A 15932-nucleotide genomic window follows, 5' to 3' on the forward strand; every position below is an offset into this window, starting at 1 on the left:
TGAAGGAGGAGGACAAAATATGACGGTGACAACGCAAATGGAGGCGCCTCGTGTAGAGGCGATCGACCACAAGGCAATTGGCGAGGAAAGCCTGGCACCCCAGAATACACGGATCATGGGCCCGGTATCCTATCTTTTTGCCTGGCTGGGCGGGTGCGTGTCGATTGGAACGTTTACGGTCGGTTCGGGCCTTGTGGGCACGCTGAACCTGCTTCAGACCTTTCTGGCCATCGCAATCGGCTGCACCGTGATCGGGGTTGCGCTGATGATCAACGGGCAGGCCGGGCACAAATACGGAATCCCGTTCATGGTTCAGGCGCGGTCGGCCTTTGGGTTTACCGGAACCCGCATTCCGGCGTTGGTCCGTTCGGTTCCGGCGATTGTCTGGTTCGGATTTCAAAGCTGGATTGGCGCGGGCGCCCTGAACCTCGTGTCAGATACGCTGTTCGATTATTCCAACATCTGGCTCTTCTTCATCGGCTTTCAGTTCCTGCAAATCGGCCTGTCGGTGTTGGGTTTCCATGGTATCAAATGGCTGGAAAACATCGGGTCGGTCTTCATCATCTGTTCGCTGGTTTATATGTTCTTCAGCGTCATCAACAAATACGGCGATGAGATCATGGCCAACCTGGTCAATGTGGAGGGGACCTGGGGCGCGCCGTTCTGGGGGGCAACCATGCTGTTCCTCGGCATCTACAGCACCATGATGCTGAACGTATCGGACTATTCGCGCGAATTGCGCCATAATGTCGGGCCGATCAAGCAAGCGATGATCTATGCCAACTCCATCCTGCCGGCCACCCTGTTCATGGGGCTGATCGGATTGATGGTATCGGGGGCCACTGGCGAGGTTGATCCGATCAAGGTGTTTTCAAGCGCCGTCGACAACAAGCCGCTTTTGGTAACCACGCTGCTGTTCATCGCGTTTGCGCAGGTGACGACCAACATTCTCAACAATGTGGTTCCCCCTGCCTATGCGCTGATGGATGTGTTCAACCTCAAGTTCAAAACGTCTGCCGTGCTGGTTGGGCTTCTCGCCTTTGCGACATTCCCATGGGAACTGGTGAAGGACGAATCCGCCGCCGGTCTTGGGATCTTCATCCAGACATATTCGGCATTCCTGGGGCCGATATTTGCAATCCTTGTCGTCGACTACTTCATCTTGCGCAAGCAGACGCTGGATCTGGACAAGCTTTACGATCCAGAGGGCCCTTACAAGGGTGTCAACTGGGCGGCCGTCATTGCCATGGTGTTGGGGGTTATTGTCGCGCTGACCTTTTCGGACATCTCCTGGTATGCCAGCTTGATCCCGGCGGGGCTGGCCTATTGGTTGCTGATGCGCTTCCTGCCGGCCGCAAAGCGATTTGCAGACTAAGCACCAAAGCAACGGCAAGCGCGCGGCAATGGTTCCGCGCGCCTGCGCCAAAACTCTGCGTGACCCGCGTTGGGCTAAAGGGGCGGGATAGTCACGTTTTTCCCTGTCTCGGGGTTGGACAAGCCCCAGCACCACGCGCAACCCGGCACAGGATCTTTCCGATCGTGCGAAAGGTTTCGGACCGTGCCGTGGTTCTGCGCCAGACCAGCGCCACCCGGCGCGGATGGGCATCCGGCAGCGGGGTCAGGCGAACGCCTTGCCCCTCTGCCACCCCGGTCCGAACCGCCAGATTGGGCAGAAGGGTCATACCCAGCCCCTCTCCGACCATCGCAATCAAGGTGGGCAGGCTCGTTGCCTCAAAATGCGCGTTCCGCCGGAACGCTGAGGTGTCTACCGCCGCCAGCGCGTGGCGTTGAAGACAGTGACCGCTTTCAAGAAGCAACAGATCAAGATCCCGCTTTGCCGCGTCAAGCGGCATGCCCTCTGGCGTGGCAAGGTGATAGCCGTCCGAAAATAGCGGTGTTGTCGCCAACGCCCCCGTCTCAAACGGCAGGGCGATAAGCGCAAGGTCCAGCCGGCCGCTTTCCACCCCCTCCAGCAGGCTTTCGGTCATCTCTTCGCGGATAAAGACGCGCAGCTGTGGAAAGGTTTCCCGGATCTCTGGGATCGCGCGGGGCAACAGATAGGGCCCGATGGTCGGGATCGCCCCCAGTCGCAGATCACCCTGTTCGGGGTTCAGATGGGCTGCGGCCAGCGTCTCGATGCGGTGCACCCCCTCCAAAAGTTTGCGCGCCTCTTTGACGACCCCCTCTCCGACCTCGGTCAGCAAAAGCGATCGGCTGGTCCGCTCAACCAGCTTTACGCCAAGCCGTGCCTCCAGTTCGCGCAGGCCCGCGCTTAGCGAGGGTTGGGTGACGTGGCACCGGGCCGCGGCCCGGGTAAAGTTCATCTCCTCTGCGATCGCGACGAGAAAGGCCATTTGTCGAAGCGTAAGCATGAGGGATCCTGTAAGCGTGCCAGCGTATTCATTGATTTAGCCTATCGTAGCTATAGAACCAATTGAATTTATCATGGATTCACCGCGCTGTAGTCTGTCGCAAACCCCCGGCCTGCGGGGACCGCACGCAACGACCTTGAAAGGACCAGCACGATGGACGGAACCCCTCACAACGGCGGCAAATGCCCGGTCATGCACGGCGCCCATAGCGCCATCGGCCGCACCAATATGGAATGGTGGCCGAATGCGTTGAACCTCGACATCCTGCACCAGCAGGACACAAAGACGAATCCGTTAAAAGGGTTCAACTACCGCGACGCCCTGAAAGGTCTGGACGCGGGCGCGCTAAAGGCGGATCTGCACGCGCTGATGACGGACAGTCAGGACTGGTGGCCGGCAGACTGGGGGCATTACGGTGGTTTGATGATCCGGATGGCCTGGCACGCGGCCGGCTCTTACCGGATCGCGGATGGGCGCGGCGGCGGCGGGACCGGCAACCAGCGCTTTGCGCCGCTGAACTCCTGGCCCGATAACGTCAACCTTGACAAGGCTCGCCGCCTTCTGTGGCCGGTGAAACAGAAATACGGAAACCAGGTCAGCTGGGCGGACCTGATCATCCTGGCCGGGACCGTCGCCTACGAGTCGATGGGGCTGAAAACCTATGGCTTTGCCTTTGGCCGCGAGGATATCTGGCACCCGGAAAAGGACACCTATTGGGGCGCCGAGAAAGAGTGGCTTGCACCCTCGGACGCCCGCTATGGCGATCTGGAAAACCCGGCGACCATGGAAAACCCGCTGGCCGCCGTGCAGATGGGTCTGATCTATGTGAACCCCGAAGGCGTGAACGGCCAGCCTGACCCACTAAAGACCGCCGCGCAAATCCGCGAAACCTTTGCCCGGATGGCGATGAACGACGAAGAGACGGTCGCCCTTACCGCCGGCGGCCATACCGTCGGCAAATGCCACGGCAACGGCGATGCGGCCCTTTTGGGCGCTGCCCCAGAGGCCGCAGACCTGACCGAACAGGGGCTGGGCTGGAACAACCACACCAGCCGCGGGGTCGGCCGCAACACTGTCAGCAGCGGGCTTGAAGGGGCCTGGACCACGCATCCGACCAAATGGGACAACGGATATTTCTACCTGCTCTTCACCTATGATTGGGAACTGAAAAAATCCCCTGCCGGGGCCTGGCAATGGGAACCGATCAACATCAAGGAAGAGGATAAGCCCGTTGACGTTGAAGACCCGTCAATTCGCCACAACCCGATCATGACCGACGCCGACATGGCGATGATCAAGGATCCGGCCTACCGCGAAATCTCGGCGCGGTTCTACAAGGATCCAGAACATTTCTCGGATGTTTTCGCCCGCACCTGGTTCAAGCTGACCCATCGCGACATGGGCCCGAAATCGCGCTATGTCGGCCCCGACGCACCGTCCGAAGACCTGATCTGGCAGGATCCGGTGCCGCAGGGCCCGACCGGCTGGGACGTGGACGCGGTAAAGGCGCAGATCGCAGCGTGCGGCCTAAGCACCGCCGACCTGGTCGCCACCGCCTGGGACAGCGCGCGCACCTTTCGCGGCTCGGATCTGCGCGGCGGTGCGAACGGGGCCCGCATCCGCCTTGCCCCCCAGAAAGATTGGGAAGGCAACGAGCCCGCGCGGCTGGCCCGTGTCCTTTCCGTGCTGGAACCCATCGCGGCGCGGGCCGGCGCCAGTATCGCGGACGTGATCGTTCTGGGTGGCAACGTCGGTGTCGAACAGGCCGCTGTTGCGGCGGGTGTGCCGGTGACGGTTCCCTTCATGCCGGGCCGCGGGGACGCCACGGACGAGATGACCGACGCCCCCTCTTTCGACGTGCTGGAGCCGATCCATGACGGGTTCCGGAACTGGGTGAAACAGGACTATATTGTCACCCCCGAAGAGCTGTTGCTGGACCGCGCCCAGCTTATGGGGCTTTCGGCGCCCGAAATGACCGCCCTGATCGGCGGGATGCGGGTGATCGGGGCCAATCACGGCGCCACCCCGCACGGCGTATTCACCGACCGGCCCGGCGCGCTCAGCACCGACTTTTTCATGAACCTCACGGATATGGGCCATAGCTGGGCACCTATCGAGAACGGGCTTTATGTGCTTCGCGACCGGGCGAGCGGGCAGGTGCGCTGGACCGCAACCAGGGTCGACCTGGTCTTTGGCTCAAACTCGGTCCTGCGCGCCTATGCCGAGGTCTACGCGCAGCGTGACGGGGCTAAGCGGTTCGTCCACGATTTCGTCGCGGCCTGGACCAAGGTGATGAACGCGGACCGGTTCGACCTGCACCAGGCTGAATGATCGTTCCGGGCGGCTTTTGGTCGCCCGGCTGCGTTCACCCGCGCGCGGGCCGGTGTTGGTGCGTTCACGAAAGGGAGAGTGTTTCCCGTTTTGCGGAGAGGATAATTGACTTAATTGCTCGGATAAAGATAGGTGACTCATATATCTTAGTAAAAACATCGGAGCGTCTCATGCTGACACGAAGATCATGCCTCACCAGCGGTTTGGCCCTTGGGGCCCTGGCTGTGGCTGGCCCTGTCTTTGCGCAGGACGCTGTCCAACTGGTCGTTTACAATGCCCAGCACGAAAACCTGACCAAGGCCTGGGTGGAGGGGTTCACCGCACAGACCGGCATCCAGGTGGTCCTGCGCGACGGCGGGGATACGGAATTTGCCAACCAGATCGTCGCAGAAGGGGCCGCTTCGCCTGCGGATGTGTTCCTGACCGAAAATTCGCCCGCCATGGCGCTGGTCGACAATGCCGGGCTTTTTGCCGCCGTCGCACCTGACACGCTTGACATGGTGGCACCGCAATACCGCCCCACTGACGGCCACTGGATCGGGGTTGCCGCGCGCTCGACCGTGTTTGCCTATGACACCCGCAAGCTGAGCGATGCGGACGCGCCGCGCTCGATCATGGATCTGGCCGATCCGGCCTGGAAGGGGCGGTGGGCCGCGTCCCCCACGGGGGCCGATTTTCAGGCGATCGTCGCGGCGATCCTCGACCTTGAGGGCGAAGACGCCACCCGCGCCTGGCTAAAGGGGATGAAAGCCAACTTTACCGCCTATCGCGGCAACAGCAGCGTGATGAAGGCGATCAACGCGGGCGAGGTCGAGGGCGGCATCATCTATCACTATTACTACTACCGCGATCAGGCCAAGACCGGCGAAAACAGTAAAAACGTGGCGCTGCACTATTTCGGCAAGGGCGATCCCGGCGCGTTCGTCAGTGTGTCAGGCGGCGGGGTTCTGGCCTCCAGCAAGCAACCAGAGGCGGCGCAACAGCTGTTGAAATGGATCGTGGGGCAGGGCGGGCAGGATATTCTGCGCACGGGCGAGTCGCTGGAATATGCGCTTGTCGGGGCATCGAACCCGGCGCTGGTTCCGCTGGACACGCTGGACCCGCCACAGATCAACCCTTCCGATCTGAACGCCGCAAAGGTAAGCGCATTGATGACCGAGGCCGGCTTGCTTTGAATACGCGCGCACCGGTGCGCCACAAGATCGTCATCAGCAAATGAGCAAGTAAGCCATGGGCATCATCGAACACCGCGCCTACAGCCCGGCGCCGCTGCCCCGCCTGCGGCGGCTGCGCGCGCCGTCGCTGATCAGCGTGGCGGCGGTTCTGGTGATGGTGTTCGCGCTGGTGCCGCTTGGCTTTGTCATCTGGGCGGTGGCGCAAAGCGGCTGGCCCACAGTGGCGGCGCTGGTGTTTCGCCCGCGTGTGGGTGATTTGCTGATCGGCACCGTTTTGCTGATCACGCTGACGGTGCCGATTTCGGTGGTGCTGTCACTGGCGCTAGCCTGGCTGACCGAACGCAGCGACCTGCCCGGCGCGCGGGTCTGGGCGTGGTTGGCCATCGCGCCGCTGGCGGTGCCGGCGTTCGTGCACAGCTATGCGTGGATCACCGTGCTGCCCGGCCTGCACGGGCTGCCTGCGGGTGTGCTGATTTCAACCCTGGCCTATTTTCCCTTCGTCTATCTGCCCGTCGCCGCTGCGCTGCGCTTTCTGGATCCGGGGCTGGAAGAGGCCGCGGCCGCCCTTGGCCATACGCCCTGGCGGGTGTTTTTGCATGTCGTCGTCCCGCAACTGCGGCTGGCAATTCTGGCCGGGTCGCTGCTGTTGGCGCTGCATCTTTTGACGGAATACGGGCTGTTTGCCTTTATCCGCTTTGATACGTTCACCACGGCCATCGTCGATCAGTTCCAGTCGCGCTTTGACAGTGCGGCGGCCAACATGCTGGCCGGGGTGCTGGTGATCTGCTGCCTTGCCGTTCTGGCCGCCGAGATCATGTTGCGCGGGCGTGCGCGCTATGCGCGTGTCGGATCGGGCGCGGCACGCAAACCGCGCCGGATGCGGCTGGGCCGTGCAGTTTGGCCGTGCCTTGCGCTGCCGTTTGGTGTTGCGGCTCTTAGCCTCGGGGTGCCGCTTTTGACCATCGCGCGCTGGCTGGTCGCGGGCGGTGCGCAGGTCTGGGACATGGGGGCGATCGGCCTTGCCTTTTGGCAGACGCTGGTGCTGGCGGTGGGCGGTGCGCTGCTGGCCGTGGTGATGGCAACACCGGCCGCGTGGCTTGCCAACCGGCGCAGCGGACCGCTGCCGCGCCTGCTGGAGGCGGGCAACTATATCGTTGGCGCGCTACCCGGTGTTGTCGTGGCGCTGGCGCTGGTGACAATCACCGTGCGCGTGGCACTGCCGCTATATCAAAGTGTTGCGACCATCCTTGCCGCCTATGCGCTGATGTTTCTGCCGCGCGCCATGATCAACCTGCGCGCCAGCCTTGCGCGTGCGCCGGTAGAACTGGAACAGGCGGCAGGTGTGCTGGGGCGCAACCCGTTCCAGGCGCTTTTGCAGATCACCATGCGGCTATCCGCGCCGGGTGCGGCGGTGGGCGCGGCGCTGGTGGGTATCGGCATCATGACCGAACTGACGGCGACACAGATGCTGGCCCCCAATGGCACGCGCACGCTGGCACTGGCGTTCTGGGCCAAAAGCGGCGAGCTGGACTATGCCGCCGCAGCACCCTATGCGCTGATCATGGTCGCCCTGTCCCTGCCTCTCACCTGGGTCTTGTTCGTGCAGTCACGGCGCATGGCCGGCAGATGAGCGTCCTGACCCTTGAAAACCTGTCGAAATCCTTTGGGCCCGTTGGTGCGGTGCGCGACATCAACCTTTCACTGCGGCCGGGCGAGCGCACGGCAATCGTGGGGCCGTCGGGCTGTGGCAAGACAACGCTGCTGCGCCTTATCGCCGGGTTCGAGGCGCCGACGACCGGGTGCATCCTGCTGGACGGGGTGCTGATCGCGGACGCCACTACCAGCCTGCCGACACATTTGCGCGGTATTGGCCTGGTCGCGCAGGATGGTGCGCTGTTTCCGCACCTTTCCGTTGCCGACAATATCGGCTTTGGCATCGCGACCAAAGCACCCGACCGCGCGCAGATCATCGCAGATGTGGGGCATCTTGTCGGGCTGTCGAAACCCTCGCTTGCGCGCTATCCGCACGAGTTGTCAGGTGGCCAGCAACAGCGCGTCGCATTGGCCCGCGCGATGGTGCGCAAACCGCGCCTGATGCTGCTGGACGAGCCGTTTTCGTCGCTGGATACCGGCCTGCGCGCGGAAATGCGCAAGGCCGTCACCGCCGTGCTGGCCAAGGCCGGGATCGCGTCGATCCTGGTCACGCATGACCGGGTTGAGGCCCTGTCTTATGGCGATCAGATCGCGGTCATGCACGAGGGGCATTTTGCACAGGTCGGCCCGCCACGCGCGCTATATCGCAAACCGCGCAACCGGCTGACGGCCGAATTTCTGGGGGATGCGATCATCTTGCCCGCAACGCTGCGCGCGGGCATGGCGCATTGTGCATTGGGCCACCTGCCCGTCGATGAACCAAAGGCGCGCGACCACGCCTTGATCCTGCTGCGCCCTGATCAGCTACATCTGCACCCCTGTCACAACCCGCGCGATGACGGCATCCCCACGGTCGAAATCCTTGAGGTCGAATTCGGCGGGGCCGATTGCAGCATCAGGATGCGGCCCATTGCGGTGCCCGGAACGGCCGCCACCCATGATGCAACCTTCAATCTGCGCCAACCGTCCGATCTGCCCCTGTGCACGGGTGATATTGCCGCCGTTACCATCACCGGCACCGCCCATGTTCTGGACGATGATCCGCCTGCGGCCTGATCCCGCAAACCGCCTCAGGCCATCCGTGCGATTGCCGCGATGATTGCGGCAAAGCTGCGCCTTGCGCGGTCGCTGGTGCGGCGGGCGCGCAGATAGCCGTGAACCAGTTGCGGTTCATTGCGCCAATGGGCGGGCACGCCGGCGGCGGTCAGGCGCAGGGCATAGTCGCGGGCGTCATCGCGTAGCGGGTCCACATCGGCGCTGACCAGAAAAGCGGGGGGCAGGCCGGTCAGATCTGGCGCGCACAGCGGGGCGGCCAGCGGGTCTGTGGCGCTATTGTCCGGGCCGTGCAGCATGGCGCGGTAAGACGCCAGATCCTGGGTACGCAGCATCGGGGCCATGGCGTTTTCAGTGTAGGAGGGCGCGGTTTGATCACCGCCCAGACCCGGATAGATCAGCACCTGACCCAGCGGCATTGGCCCCGCCATATCGCGCATGGCAAGACACAGCGCCGCCGCCAGATTGCCGCCTGCGCTGTCGCCCGCGACCACACCCTGCCGGCCCTGACCGGCCAGCGCCCGCCAGACCGCCTGCACATCGGTGATTTGCGCCGGGTAGCGGTGTTCCGGGGCCAGCCGGTAATCGGCCGATACCACGGTCAGGCCGGTCGCATCGGCAATCTCGGCGCAGACATCATCGTGGCTGTCCAGCCCGCCGACCACAAAGCCGCCGCCGTGCAGGTATAGCACGAACGCCCCCCGATCGACGCCGTAAACCCGGCACGGCACACCGCCGATACTGCGGTCTTCGACGGCCAGCCCTTCGGGGCGCGGCGCGCGAAAGCGGGCGCACATCTGATCATAATAGCGACGGTTCTCGGTCGCGCTGGCACCGTTGGAGTCTGGTGGGTAGGCATCATCGGTGCGGGCGATGAAATCCAGAACCTCGGGGTCGGTGATTTGGCTCATTTGACTGGCTCCGATTGCGCCGCGATGCGTTGGGTCAGCCAATCGGGGTCGGGTTCGGGGACCGAGGCCAGAAGATCAGCGGTATAGGGGTGCAAAGGCGGGGTCAGGACATCTTCTTTTCTTCCCGCATCCATGACCTGACCCTGACGCATGACCACCACCTCATCCGCGATTGCGCGGACGGTGGCAATGTCATGGGTGATGAACATGTAGGAAACACCGGTTTTGTCCTGAAGCCGGCTCAGCAGGCGCAAGATATCTTCAGCAACCAACTGATCAAGCGCGCTGGTGACCTCATCGCAGATGATGAAGGTGGGTTCGGCGGCCAGCGCGCGGGCAATGCCGATGCGCTGTTTTTGCCCCCCTGAAAGAGCGCCCGGCAAACGGTCGAGGTAGTCGGCCGGGTCCAGTTCGATCTGCTCCATCAGCTCATTCAGGCGGGTGTTCAGCGCGGTGCCGGTCAGGCCATGGTAGAATTTCAGCGGGCGGCCCAGGATCTGGCGCAGGGTCTGACGCGGGTTCAGCGCGGTATCGGCCATCTGATAGATCATCTGCACCGTGCGCAGCTGTTCGCGGCTGCGGTCCGCCAGACGCGGCGGCAGTGGCTGGCCGTCCAGTTCAACCAGACCCTGGCGCTGCGGCAAAAGCCCGGTGATCACACGGGCGGTCGTGGATTTGCCGGACCCGGATTCGCCCACCACCGCAACCGTCGCACCGCGGGGCACCTCAAAGCTGACATCGCGCAACACGTCTGACGCACCATAGCCCGCCGTAATCCCCTGCAACCGCAGCGCCGGAAATTCGGCCTTGGGCAAGACCCGGTCGGCGCGGCGAAAATTGCGCACCGCCCAAAGCGAACGGGTATAGTCTTCTTTCGGGGTCTCCATCATCTGCCGGGTCGGGGCCTCTTCAACCTCGCGGCCGTGGCGCATGACCTTGATCTTGTCGGCCATCTGCGCGACCACGGCCAGATCATGGGTGATGTAGATCGCGGCGGTGCCGAAATCACGCACCGCGCTGCGGATTGCGGCCAGCACGCCGACCTGAGTGGTGACATCCAGCGCGGTCGTGGGTTCGTCAAAGACGATCACATCGGGGCGACAGGCCATCGCCATGGCCACCATCGCGCGCTGCAATTGCCCGCCTGAGACCTGATGCGGAAAGCGCAGGCCGAAATGGTCCGGGTCGGGCAGGTGCATCCGTTTGTAAAGGTCGCGGGCGAAAGCCTCGGATTCCTGACGCGACGCGGTGCCGTGAATCTGCGGCCCCTCCAGAAACTGGGCCATCAGCCGCCAGGCGGGGTTGAAACTGGCCGCCGCCGACTGCGCCACATAGGCGATACGCCGGCCACGGATGTTGCGTGCAGCACGGCCCGAAAGGTGGGCCAGATCCGTGCCATCAAACAGGATCTTGCCGCCCGAAATGCGGCAACCGGGGGCCGAATAGCCCATCGCCGCCAGCCCCAGCGTTGATTTCCCGGCCCCCGATTCCCCGATCAGGCCGACCACCTCGCCGCGGTTCAGTTGCAGGTTGACGCCATGCAGGATCGGCGTCCAGCCGTCCTCGCCGCGCGCGTCGACTTTCAGTCCCTGGATGTCCAGCAAGGGTGCCATGGATTACTCCTTCAGGCCCGAGGCGCGGTGAAGCATCCAATCCACCACGAAGTTGACCGCCACCGTCAGCACCGCAATCGCCGCCGCCGGAAGCAAGGGGGTGATGTCGCCAAAGGTGATCAGCGCGGCATTGTCGCGCACCATGGAACCCCAGTCCGCCATCGGCGGCGGCATCCCCAGACCCAGAAACGACAGCGATGAGATGGTCAGAAACACAAAGCAGAACCGCAGCCCGAATTCCGCGACCAAGGGCGCCGCGATATTGGGCAGCACCTCGTAGCGGATCAGCCACCAGATGCCTTCGCCGCGCAGTTGGGCGGCCTCGACGTAATCCATCACCATCACGTTCATGGCGGTGGCGCGTGCCAGCCGAAACACCCGCGTCGCATCCAGCACCGCGATGACCATCACCAGATTTGTGACCCCCGGCCCCAGTGCCGACAGCGCCAGCAGCGTAAAGATCAGCGCCGGCACCGCCATCAACAGATCGACCAGCCGCGACAGGCCCATATCGACCCAGCCCCCCAGCGCCGCCGCCAAAAGCCCCAGCACCGCCCCTATGATGAAGGCAAGGAAGGTGGTCAGCACAGCAACCCCAACGGTATTGCGCGCGCCCCAGATCAGCCGCGAAAGCATGTCGCGCCCCAGCGCATCGGTGCCCAGGATATAGTCGCCGCCCCATGGTTCAAACTGGGCGCCAACAATTTCAGCCTCGCCAAAGGGGGCCAGCAGCGGCGCGCCAATGGCAACAACCGCATAAAGCGCGATCAGCACCATCCCCAAAAGGGCGGTCAGCGGGATATGGCGCAGGGTGCGTGTCAGGTTTGCCATGCCGCTACCTCGGGTGCAGAAGGCGCGGGTTGGTGGCAATTGCCAACACATCGGCCAGAAGGTTCAGCGAAATATAGACCGCCGCAAAGATCAGCGCGCAGGCCTGCACCACTGCAAGGTCACGGTTGGTCACGGAATCGACCATCAACTGGCCCAGACCGGGATAGACAAAGACCACCTCGACAATCACCACGCCAGTGATCAGCCACGCGACATTCAGCGCGATCACGTTGATCACCGGGGCCAGCGCGTTCGGCAGCGCGTGGCGCACCACCACCCGCGAGTTCGACGCACCCTTCAGCCGCGCCATCGCGATATAGGGCGCGCCCAGCACGTTGACCACCGCCGCGCGCGTCATCCGCATCATATGCGCGGTAACCACCAAAACCAGCGTCACCGCAGGCAGGAATGCGCGGGTCAGCATATCCCACAGGTCGGGGCGGGGGCCAAAACTGGCCATCGAGGGAAAGATCCCCAACCGGACCGACAGCCAATACATCAGGATGTAGGCGATGAAAAACTCAGGGAACGAAATCGCGGAAAGCGTCAGCGTATTGATCACCCGGTCAAACCAGCTACCGCGCCACAGCGCGGCCAGCAGCCCCAGCACCACCGCCAGCGGCACGGCAATGACCGCCGCATAGCCCGCCAGAAACAGCGTATTGCCCAAACGCCCCGCCAGCAGTTCGGAAACCGGGCGACCATTGGCCAGCGATTGGCCAAAATCGCCCTGCACGATACCGCCAACCCAATCCAGGTAGCGATAGACGATAGGCCGGTCCAACCCCAGTTCACGCCGGAAGGCGGCCACGGTTTCCGGCGTCGCGGATTGGCCCAGCACCTGCTGCGCGATATCGCCGGGCAGCAGGCTGACAGCCAGAAACACCAGCACCGAAATCAGCCATAGCGTGCCAAGGCCAAGGCCAATCCGGGTCAGGATCATGCGGCGCAGCGCGTGGCCTTGTGCGCCACTCATGCGCCCTTACCAATGCTGCGGATACCTTGCCCGGCATGAAGGGGGGGGGCGTCGGTTTCCTGCGCGGCAAGCGCATCAAACCGCGCCAAAAGCGGGGCGGGCATAGGCACGGCGCGCCCCGCAACGGTATCCACATGCAAGATCATGTGTTCGCCGGTTGCCACCTCGACGCCATCATCGGTGCGGATGCTGTGATGCAGGCGAAAGCGTTTGGCGTCATGCCCCAAAAGCCGGGTTTCCACAGAAAGCTTGGCCCCGGCCGAGGTTTCCGCCAGATGCCGGATATGGGTTTCAACCGTATAGGCGGAATGGCCGGTGCCGCGGTAGGCCTCATCCAGCCCAACGTGAATCATCAGCGCGTCCGTCGCATCGCCCATCACCTGAAGATAGCGAAATTCGGTCATATGGCCATTGTAGTCGACCCAGTCGCCGCGCACCAGCGCGTGGTGCAACACCAGCGGATAGCCCACCGGTGCAGGCACGGCGCGGGCATAAAGCCGGTTCTCCATTTCGCGCAAGGTCTGGCCCGCGCCCCAGTCATTGGCCTTCAGAGCCTGCAAGATGCCAATCAGGTTGTCATCACGAATCCGCTCCAATTCGCGGATCGAATGGGCGCCGGACTGCGCATCGGATTGTTCGGCAATCATGTCGATCAGCGCATCGTCAAGGTCGGGCACATCCATCAGCTTGGTCCAGGGCCATTTCAGCGCAGGGCCGAATTGCGCCAGAAAATGCCGCATCCCGGCCTCGCCCCCGGCGATGCGGTAGGTTTCAAACAGACCCATCTGCGCCCACCGCAGGCCAAAGCCATAGCGGATGATGTCGTCGATTACCTCGGTCGTGGCGATACCGTCCTTGACCAGCCAAAGCGCCTCGCGCCAGATCGCTTCCAGCAGACGGTCCCCGATATGGGCGTCAATTTCGGCGGCGATCACGGCGGGTTTCATGCCAACACTGCGCAAAAGATCGCAGCATTTCACTACCGCTGGGGCGTCGGGTGCGCCGCCGACAATTTCGACCACGGGCAACAGGTAAACCGGGTTGAAGGGGTGCGCCACAAGGATGCGGTCAGGGTGTTTGGCGCCTTGGCGCAATTCTGACGGCTTGAACCCCGAGGTGGAGGAACCGATCACCGCATCCGCCGGGGCCGCGGCCTCGATCTCGGCCAGAATCCGGTGTTTCAGGTCCAGCCGTTCGGGCACGCTTTCTTGAATGAAACCGGCGCCCTCGACCGCCTCGGCAATCGAGTCCGCCCAGATCAGCCGCCCCGGTTCGGGCAGCGGTGCCAGCAGCATCCGCTGATAGGCGCGGGTGGCATTTCCAACCACCTCGCCCAAAACGCGGCTGGCTTCGGGGTGGGGGTCATAAACGGTGACGTCATGCCCGTTCAGAAGAAAACGGGCAATCCAGCCGCCACCGATAACGCCGCCGCCAATGGCTGCAATCTTCATGCTGCCCACCACCGCTCGACGATCTTCCAGCCGTCAAGGAAGCGGTTGTTGGCCACCTCTCCATGGGCAACCTTGTCGTTACGCACGTCAATGTAGTTCACGAAAACCGGGATCACCGTGCCGCCGTCACTGCTGACCAGACCCTGCATTTCCGTATACATTTCGCGGCGCAGACCGTCGTCCAGTTCGGCGCGGGCCTTTAGCAGCAGTTCGTTGAAACGGGCGTTGTCCCAGTGGCTTTCGTTCCACTCGGCGCCTTTGGCATAGACCAGGCTGAACATGTCATCCTCGGTCGGGCGGCCATTCCAGTAACTGGCGCAGAACGGCTTTTTCAGCCAGACGTTCGACCAGTAACCGTCTTCGGGTTCGCGGTGCACGTTAATGTCAATCCCGGCGGCCGACGCGGCCTGCTGATACAGCAGCGCCATATCCAGCGCCCCGACCGAGGCCGCATCGGACGACGACAGATCAATCTTCAGCCCGTCCAGACCCGATTGTTTCAGGTAATGGCGCGCCTTGTCGGGGTCATAGTCGTTTTTCGGCAGATCGGCGGCATAGTAGCGGTTTGCCGGGGCAATCGGGCTGTCGTTGGCAATCTGACCATGGCCGCGCAACACCTTGTCCAGCACCTCTTGCCGGTTGATCGCGTGTTTCAGCGCCAGCCTGACATTGGGGTCGTTGAAGGGGGCGGTGTCGCAAAACATCGGCATCGTGTAATGCGCGGTGCCTGTCACCTCGACCAGGGTCAGGCCGGGGCGACGCTCCAACAGGTGCAACGTGCCCAGATCGGGCGAGCTGATAACGTCAACCTCGCCGGTCATCAGCGCGTTTTGCCGGGCGGTCGCATCGTTGATCGTCAACAGCACGGCCTCGTCAAACCAGGCGCGGTCGGTCTTCCAGTAATCATCACGCCGCTTTAGCGTAAAGCGCACCCCCGGTTCATGTTCGACTAGCACATAGCCGCCACTGCCAAGACCCGACTGCCAGTCAAGTTTGCCATCGTCTTTCGCGGGCATGATGACGAAATGGTAATCCGAGGTCAGATAGGCAAAGTCCGCATTGCCGCTGGAAAGTTCAAACGCCACCGCGTTATCGCCATCGGCGCGGATGTCGATCACCTGCTCAAGCGAGCCCTTGGCCCCCGAAATCGTATCGTCGCCCCGGTGGTGGTTGAAGGATGCAATCACATCCGCCGGCGTCACCTTGCGCCCGTCCGAGAATGTCGCGCCATCGCGCAGGCGGAAGGTCCAGACCCGCGCTTCGCCATCCGGCTCATAGCTTTCGGCCAGTTCGGGAACGGCCTCGCCCTTGGCGTCAATCTCGACCAGCGTGTTGCATACGGCCAGCATCGCGGTCACCAGTGGCCCGGCGGCATAGGTGGCTGGGTCAATCGTGTCCGATGTCGCCCCGCCCACCTGCGCCAGGCGGATCGTGCCGCCACGGCGCGGTTCCTGGGCGCGCGCCCCCCGGGGCAGGATCAGCGTCGCGGCCCCCATCGCGGCTGTGCCCAGCATCAGGTTACGGCGTGATAGTTGAAAATCCATGGCAGTTCTCCCTGTTGTTCTT

12 protein-coding genes are annotated in these 15932 nt (G+C 63.1%); 5 read left to right on the forward strand and 7 right to left on the reverse strand.

Features of this window, described 5'->3' with window-relative positions; all coding sequences use genetic code 11:
- Positions 1-19 precede the first annotated feature (19 nt).
- Positions 20-1375 carry an NCS1 family transporter gene (locus ACM62R_RS02260; protein ID WP_415182447.1) on the forward strand — a complete coding sequence of 452 codons (1356 nt, stop codon included), beginning with the start codon at positions 20-22 and terminating at the stop codon, positions 1373-1375.
- A 91-nt stretch (positions 1376-1466) separates the two neighbouring features.
- Here ACM62R_RS02260 and ACM62R_RS02265 read toward each other — a convergent pair whose 3' ends face one another.
- A complete protein-coding gene (locus ACM62R_RS02265) occupies positions 1467-2372 on the reverse strand; it encodes a LysR substrate-binding domain-containing protein (RefSeq protein WP_415182448.1) in 906 nt (301 codons plus the stop codon).
- A 153-nt stretch (positions 2373-2525) separates the two neighbouring features.
- Here ACM62R_RS02265 and katG point away from each other — a divergent pair, with 153 nt between their 5' ends.
- The 4 genes from katG to ACM62R_RS02285 all read left to right on the forward strand — a co-directional run bounded on the left by katG (position 2526) and on the right by ACM62R_RS02285 (position 8587).
- On the forward strand, positions 2526-4703 hold the full coding sequence (katG, locus tag ACM62R_RS02270) for a catalase/peroxidase HPI (RefSeq protein WP_415182449.1): 2178 nt from the start codon (positions 2526-2528) through the stop codon (positions 4701-4703).
- A gap of 224 nt (positions 4704-4927) precedes the next feature.
- On the forward strand, positions 4928-5878 hold the full coding sequence (locus ACM62R_RS02275; RefSeq protein WP_415182450.1) for an iron ABC transporter substrate-binding protein: 951 nt from the start codon (positions 4928-4930) through the stop codon (positions 5876-5878).
- A 55-nt stretch (positions 5879-5933) separates the two neighbouring features.
- Positions 5934-7508 (forward strand): ABC transporter permease, encoded by a 1575-nt coding sequence (locus ACM62R_RS02280; RefSeq protein ID WP_415182451.1) that lies wholly within the window; start codon positions 5934-5936, stop codon positions 7506-7508.
- Positions 7505-8587, forward strand: a complete 1083-nt coding sequence (locus ACM62R_RS02285; protein WP_415182452.1) for an ABC transporter ATP-binding protein — start codon at positions 7505-7507, stop codon at positions 8585-8587. The genes ACM62R_RS02280 and ACM62R_RS02285 overlap by 4 nt, the downstream gene beginning before the upstream one ends.
- 14 nt (positions 8588-8601) lie before the next feature.
- Here ACM62R_RS02285 and ACM62R_RS02290 read toward each other — a convergent pair whose 3' ends face one another.
- The 6 genes from ACM62R_RS02290 to ACM62R_RS02315 are packed head-to-tail and all read right to left on the reverse strand — an operon-like array spanning position 8602 to position 15910.
- Complete coding sequence (locus ACM62R_RS02290; protein ID WP_415182453.1) at positions 8602-9495, reverse strand: alpha/beta hydrolase; 894 nt, start codon at positions 9493-9495, stop codon at positions 8602-8604.
- Positions 9492-11108 carry an ABC transporter ATP-binding protein gene (locus tag ACM62R_RS02295; RefSeq protein WP_415182454.1) on the reverse strand — a complete coding sequence of 539 codons (1617 nt, stop codon included), beginning with the start codon at positions 11106-11108 and terminating at the stop codon, positions 9492-9494. The genes ACM62R_RS02290 and ACM62R_RS02295 overlap by 4 nt, the downstream gene beginning before the upstream one ends.
- A 3-nt stretch (positions 11109-11111) precedes the next feature.
- Positions 11112-11939, reverse strand: a complete 828-nt coding sequence (locus tag ACM62R_RS02300; RefSeq protein ID WP_415182455.1) for an ABC transporter permease — start codon at positions 11937-11939, stop codon at positions 11112-11114.
- A gap of 4 nt (positions 11940-11943) precedes the next feature.
- Positions 11944-12915, reverse strand: a complete 972-nt coding sequence (locus ACM62R_RS02305) for an ABC transporter permease (protein ID WP_415182456.1) — start codon at positions 12913-12915, stop codon at positions 11944-11946.
- The gene (locus tag ACM62R_RS02310) at positions 12912-14366 is read right to left on the reverse strand and encodes a carnitine 3-dehydrogenase (RefSeq protein WP_415182457.1); all 1455 of its coding nucleotides are present in this window, start codon (positions 14364-14366) and stop codon (positions 12912-12914) included. Before ACM62R_RS02310 ends, ACM62R_RS02305 begins: the two co-directional genes overlap by 4 nt.
- Positions 14363-15910 carry an ABC transporter substrate-binding protein gene (locus ACM62R_RS02315; RefSeq protein ID WP_415182458.1) on the reverse strand — a complete coding sequence of 516 codons (1548 nt, stop codon included), beginning with the start codon at positions 15908-15910 and terminating at the stop codon, positions 14363-14365. Before ACM62R_RS02315 ends, ACM62R_RS02310 begins: the two co-directional genes overlap by 4 nt.
- Between the last annotated feature and the right edge of the window lie 22 nt (positions 15911-15932).

It is taken from the genome of Phaeovulum sp. (assembly GCF_047638075.1).
Lineage (GTDB): Bacteria > Pseudomonadota > Alphaproteobacteria > Rhodobacterales > Rhodobacteraceae > UBA6197.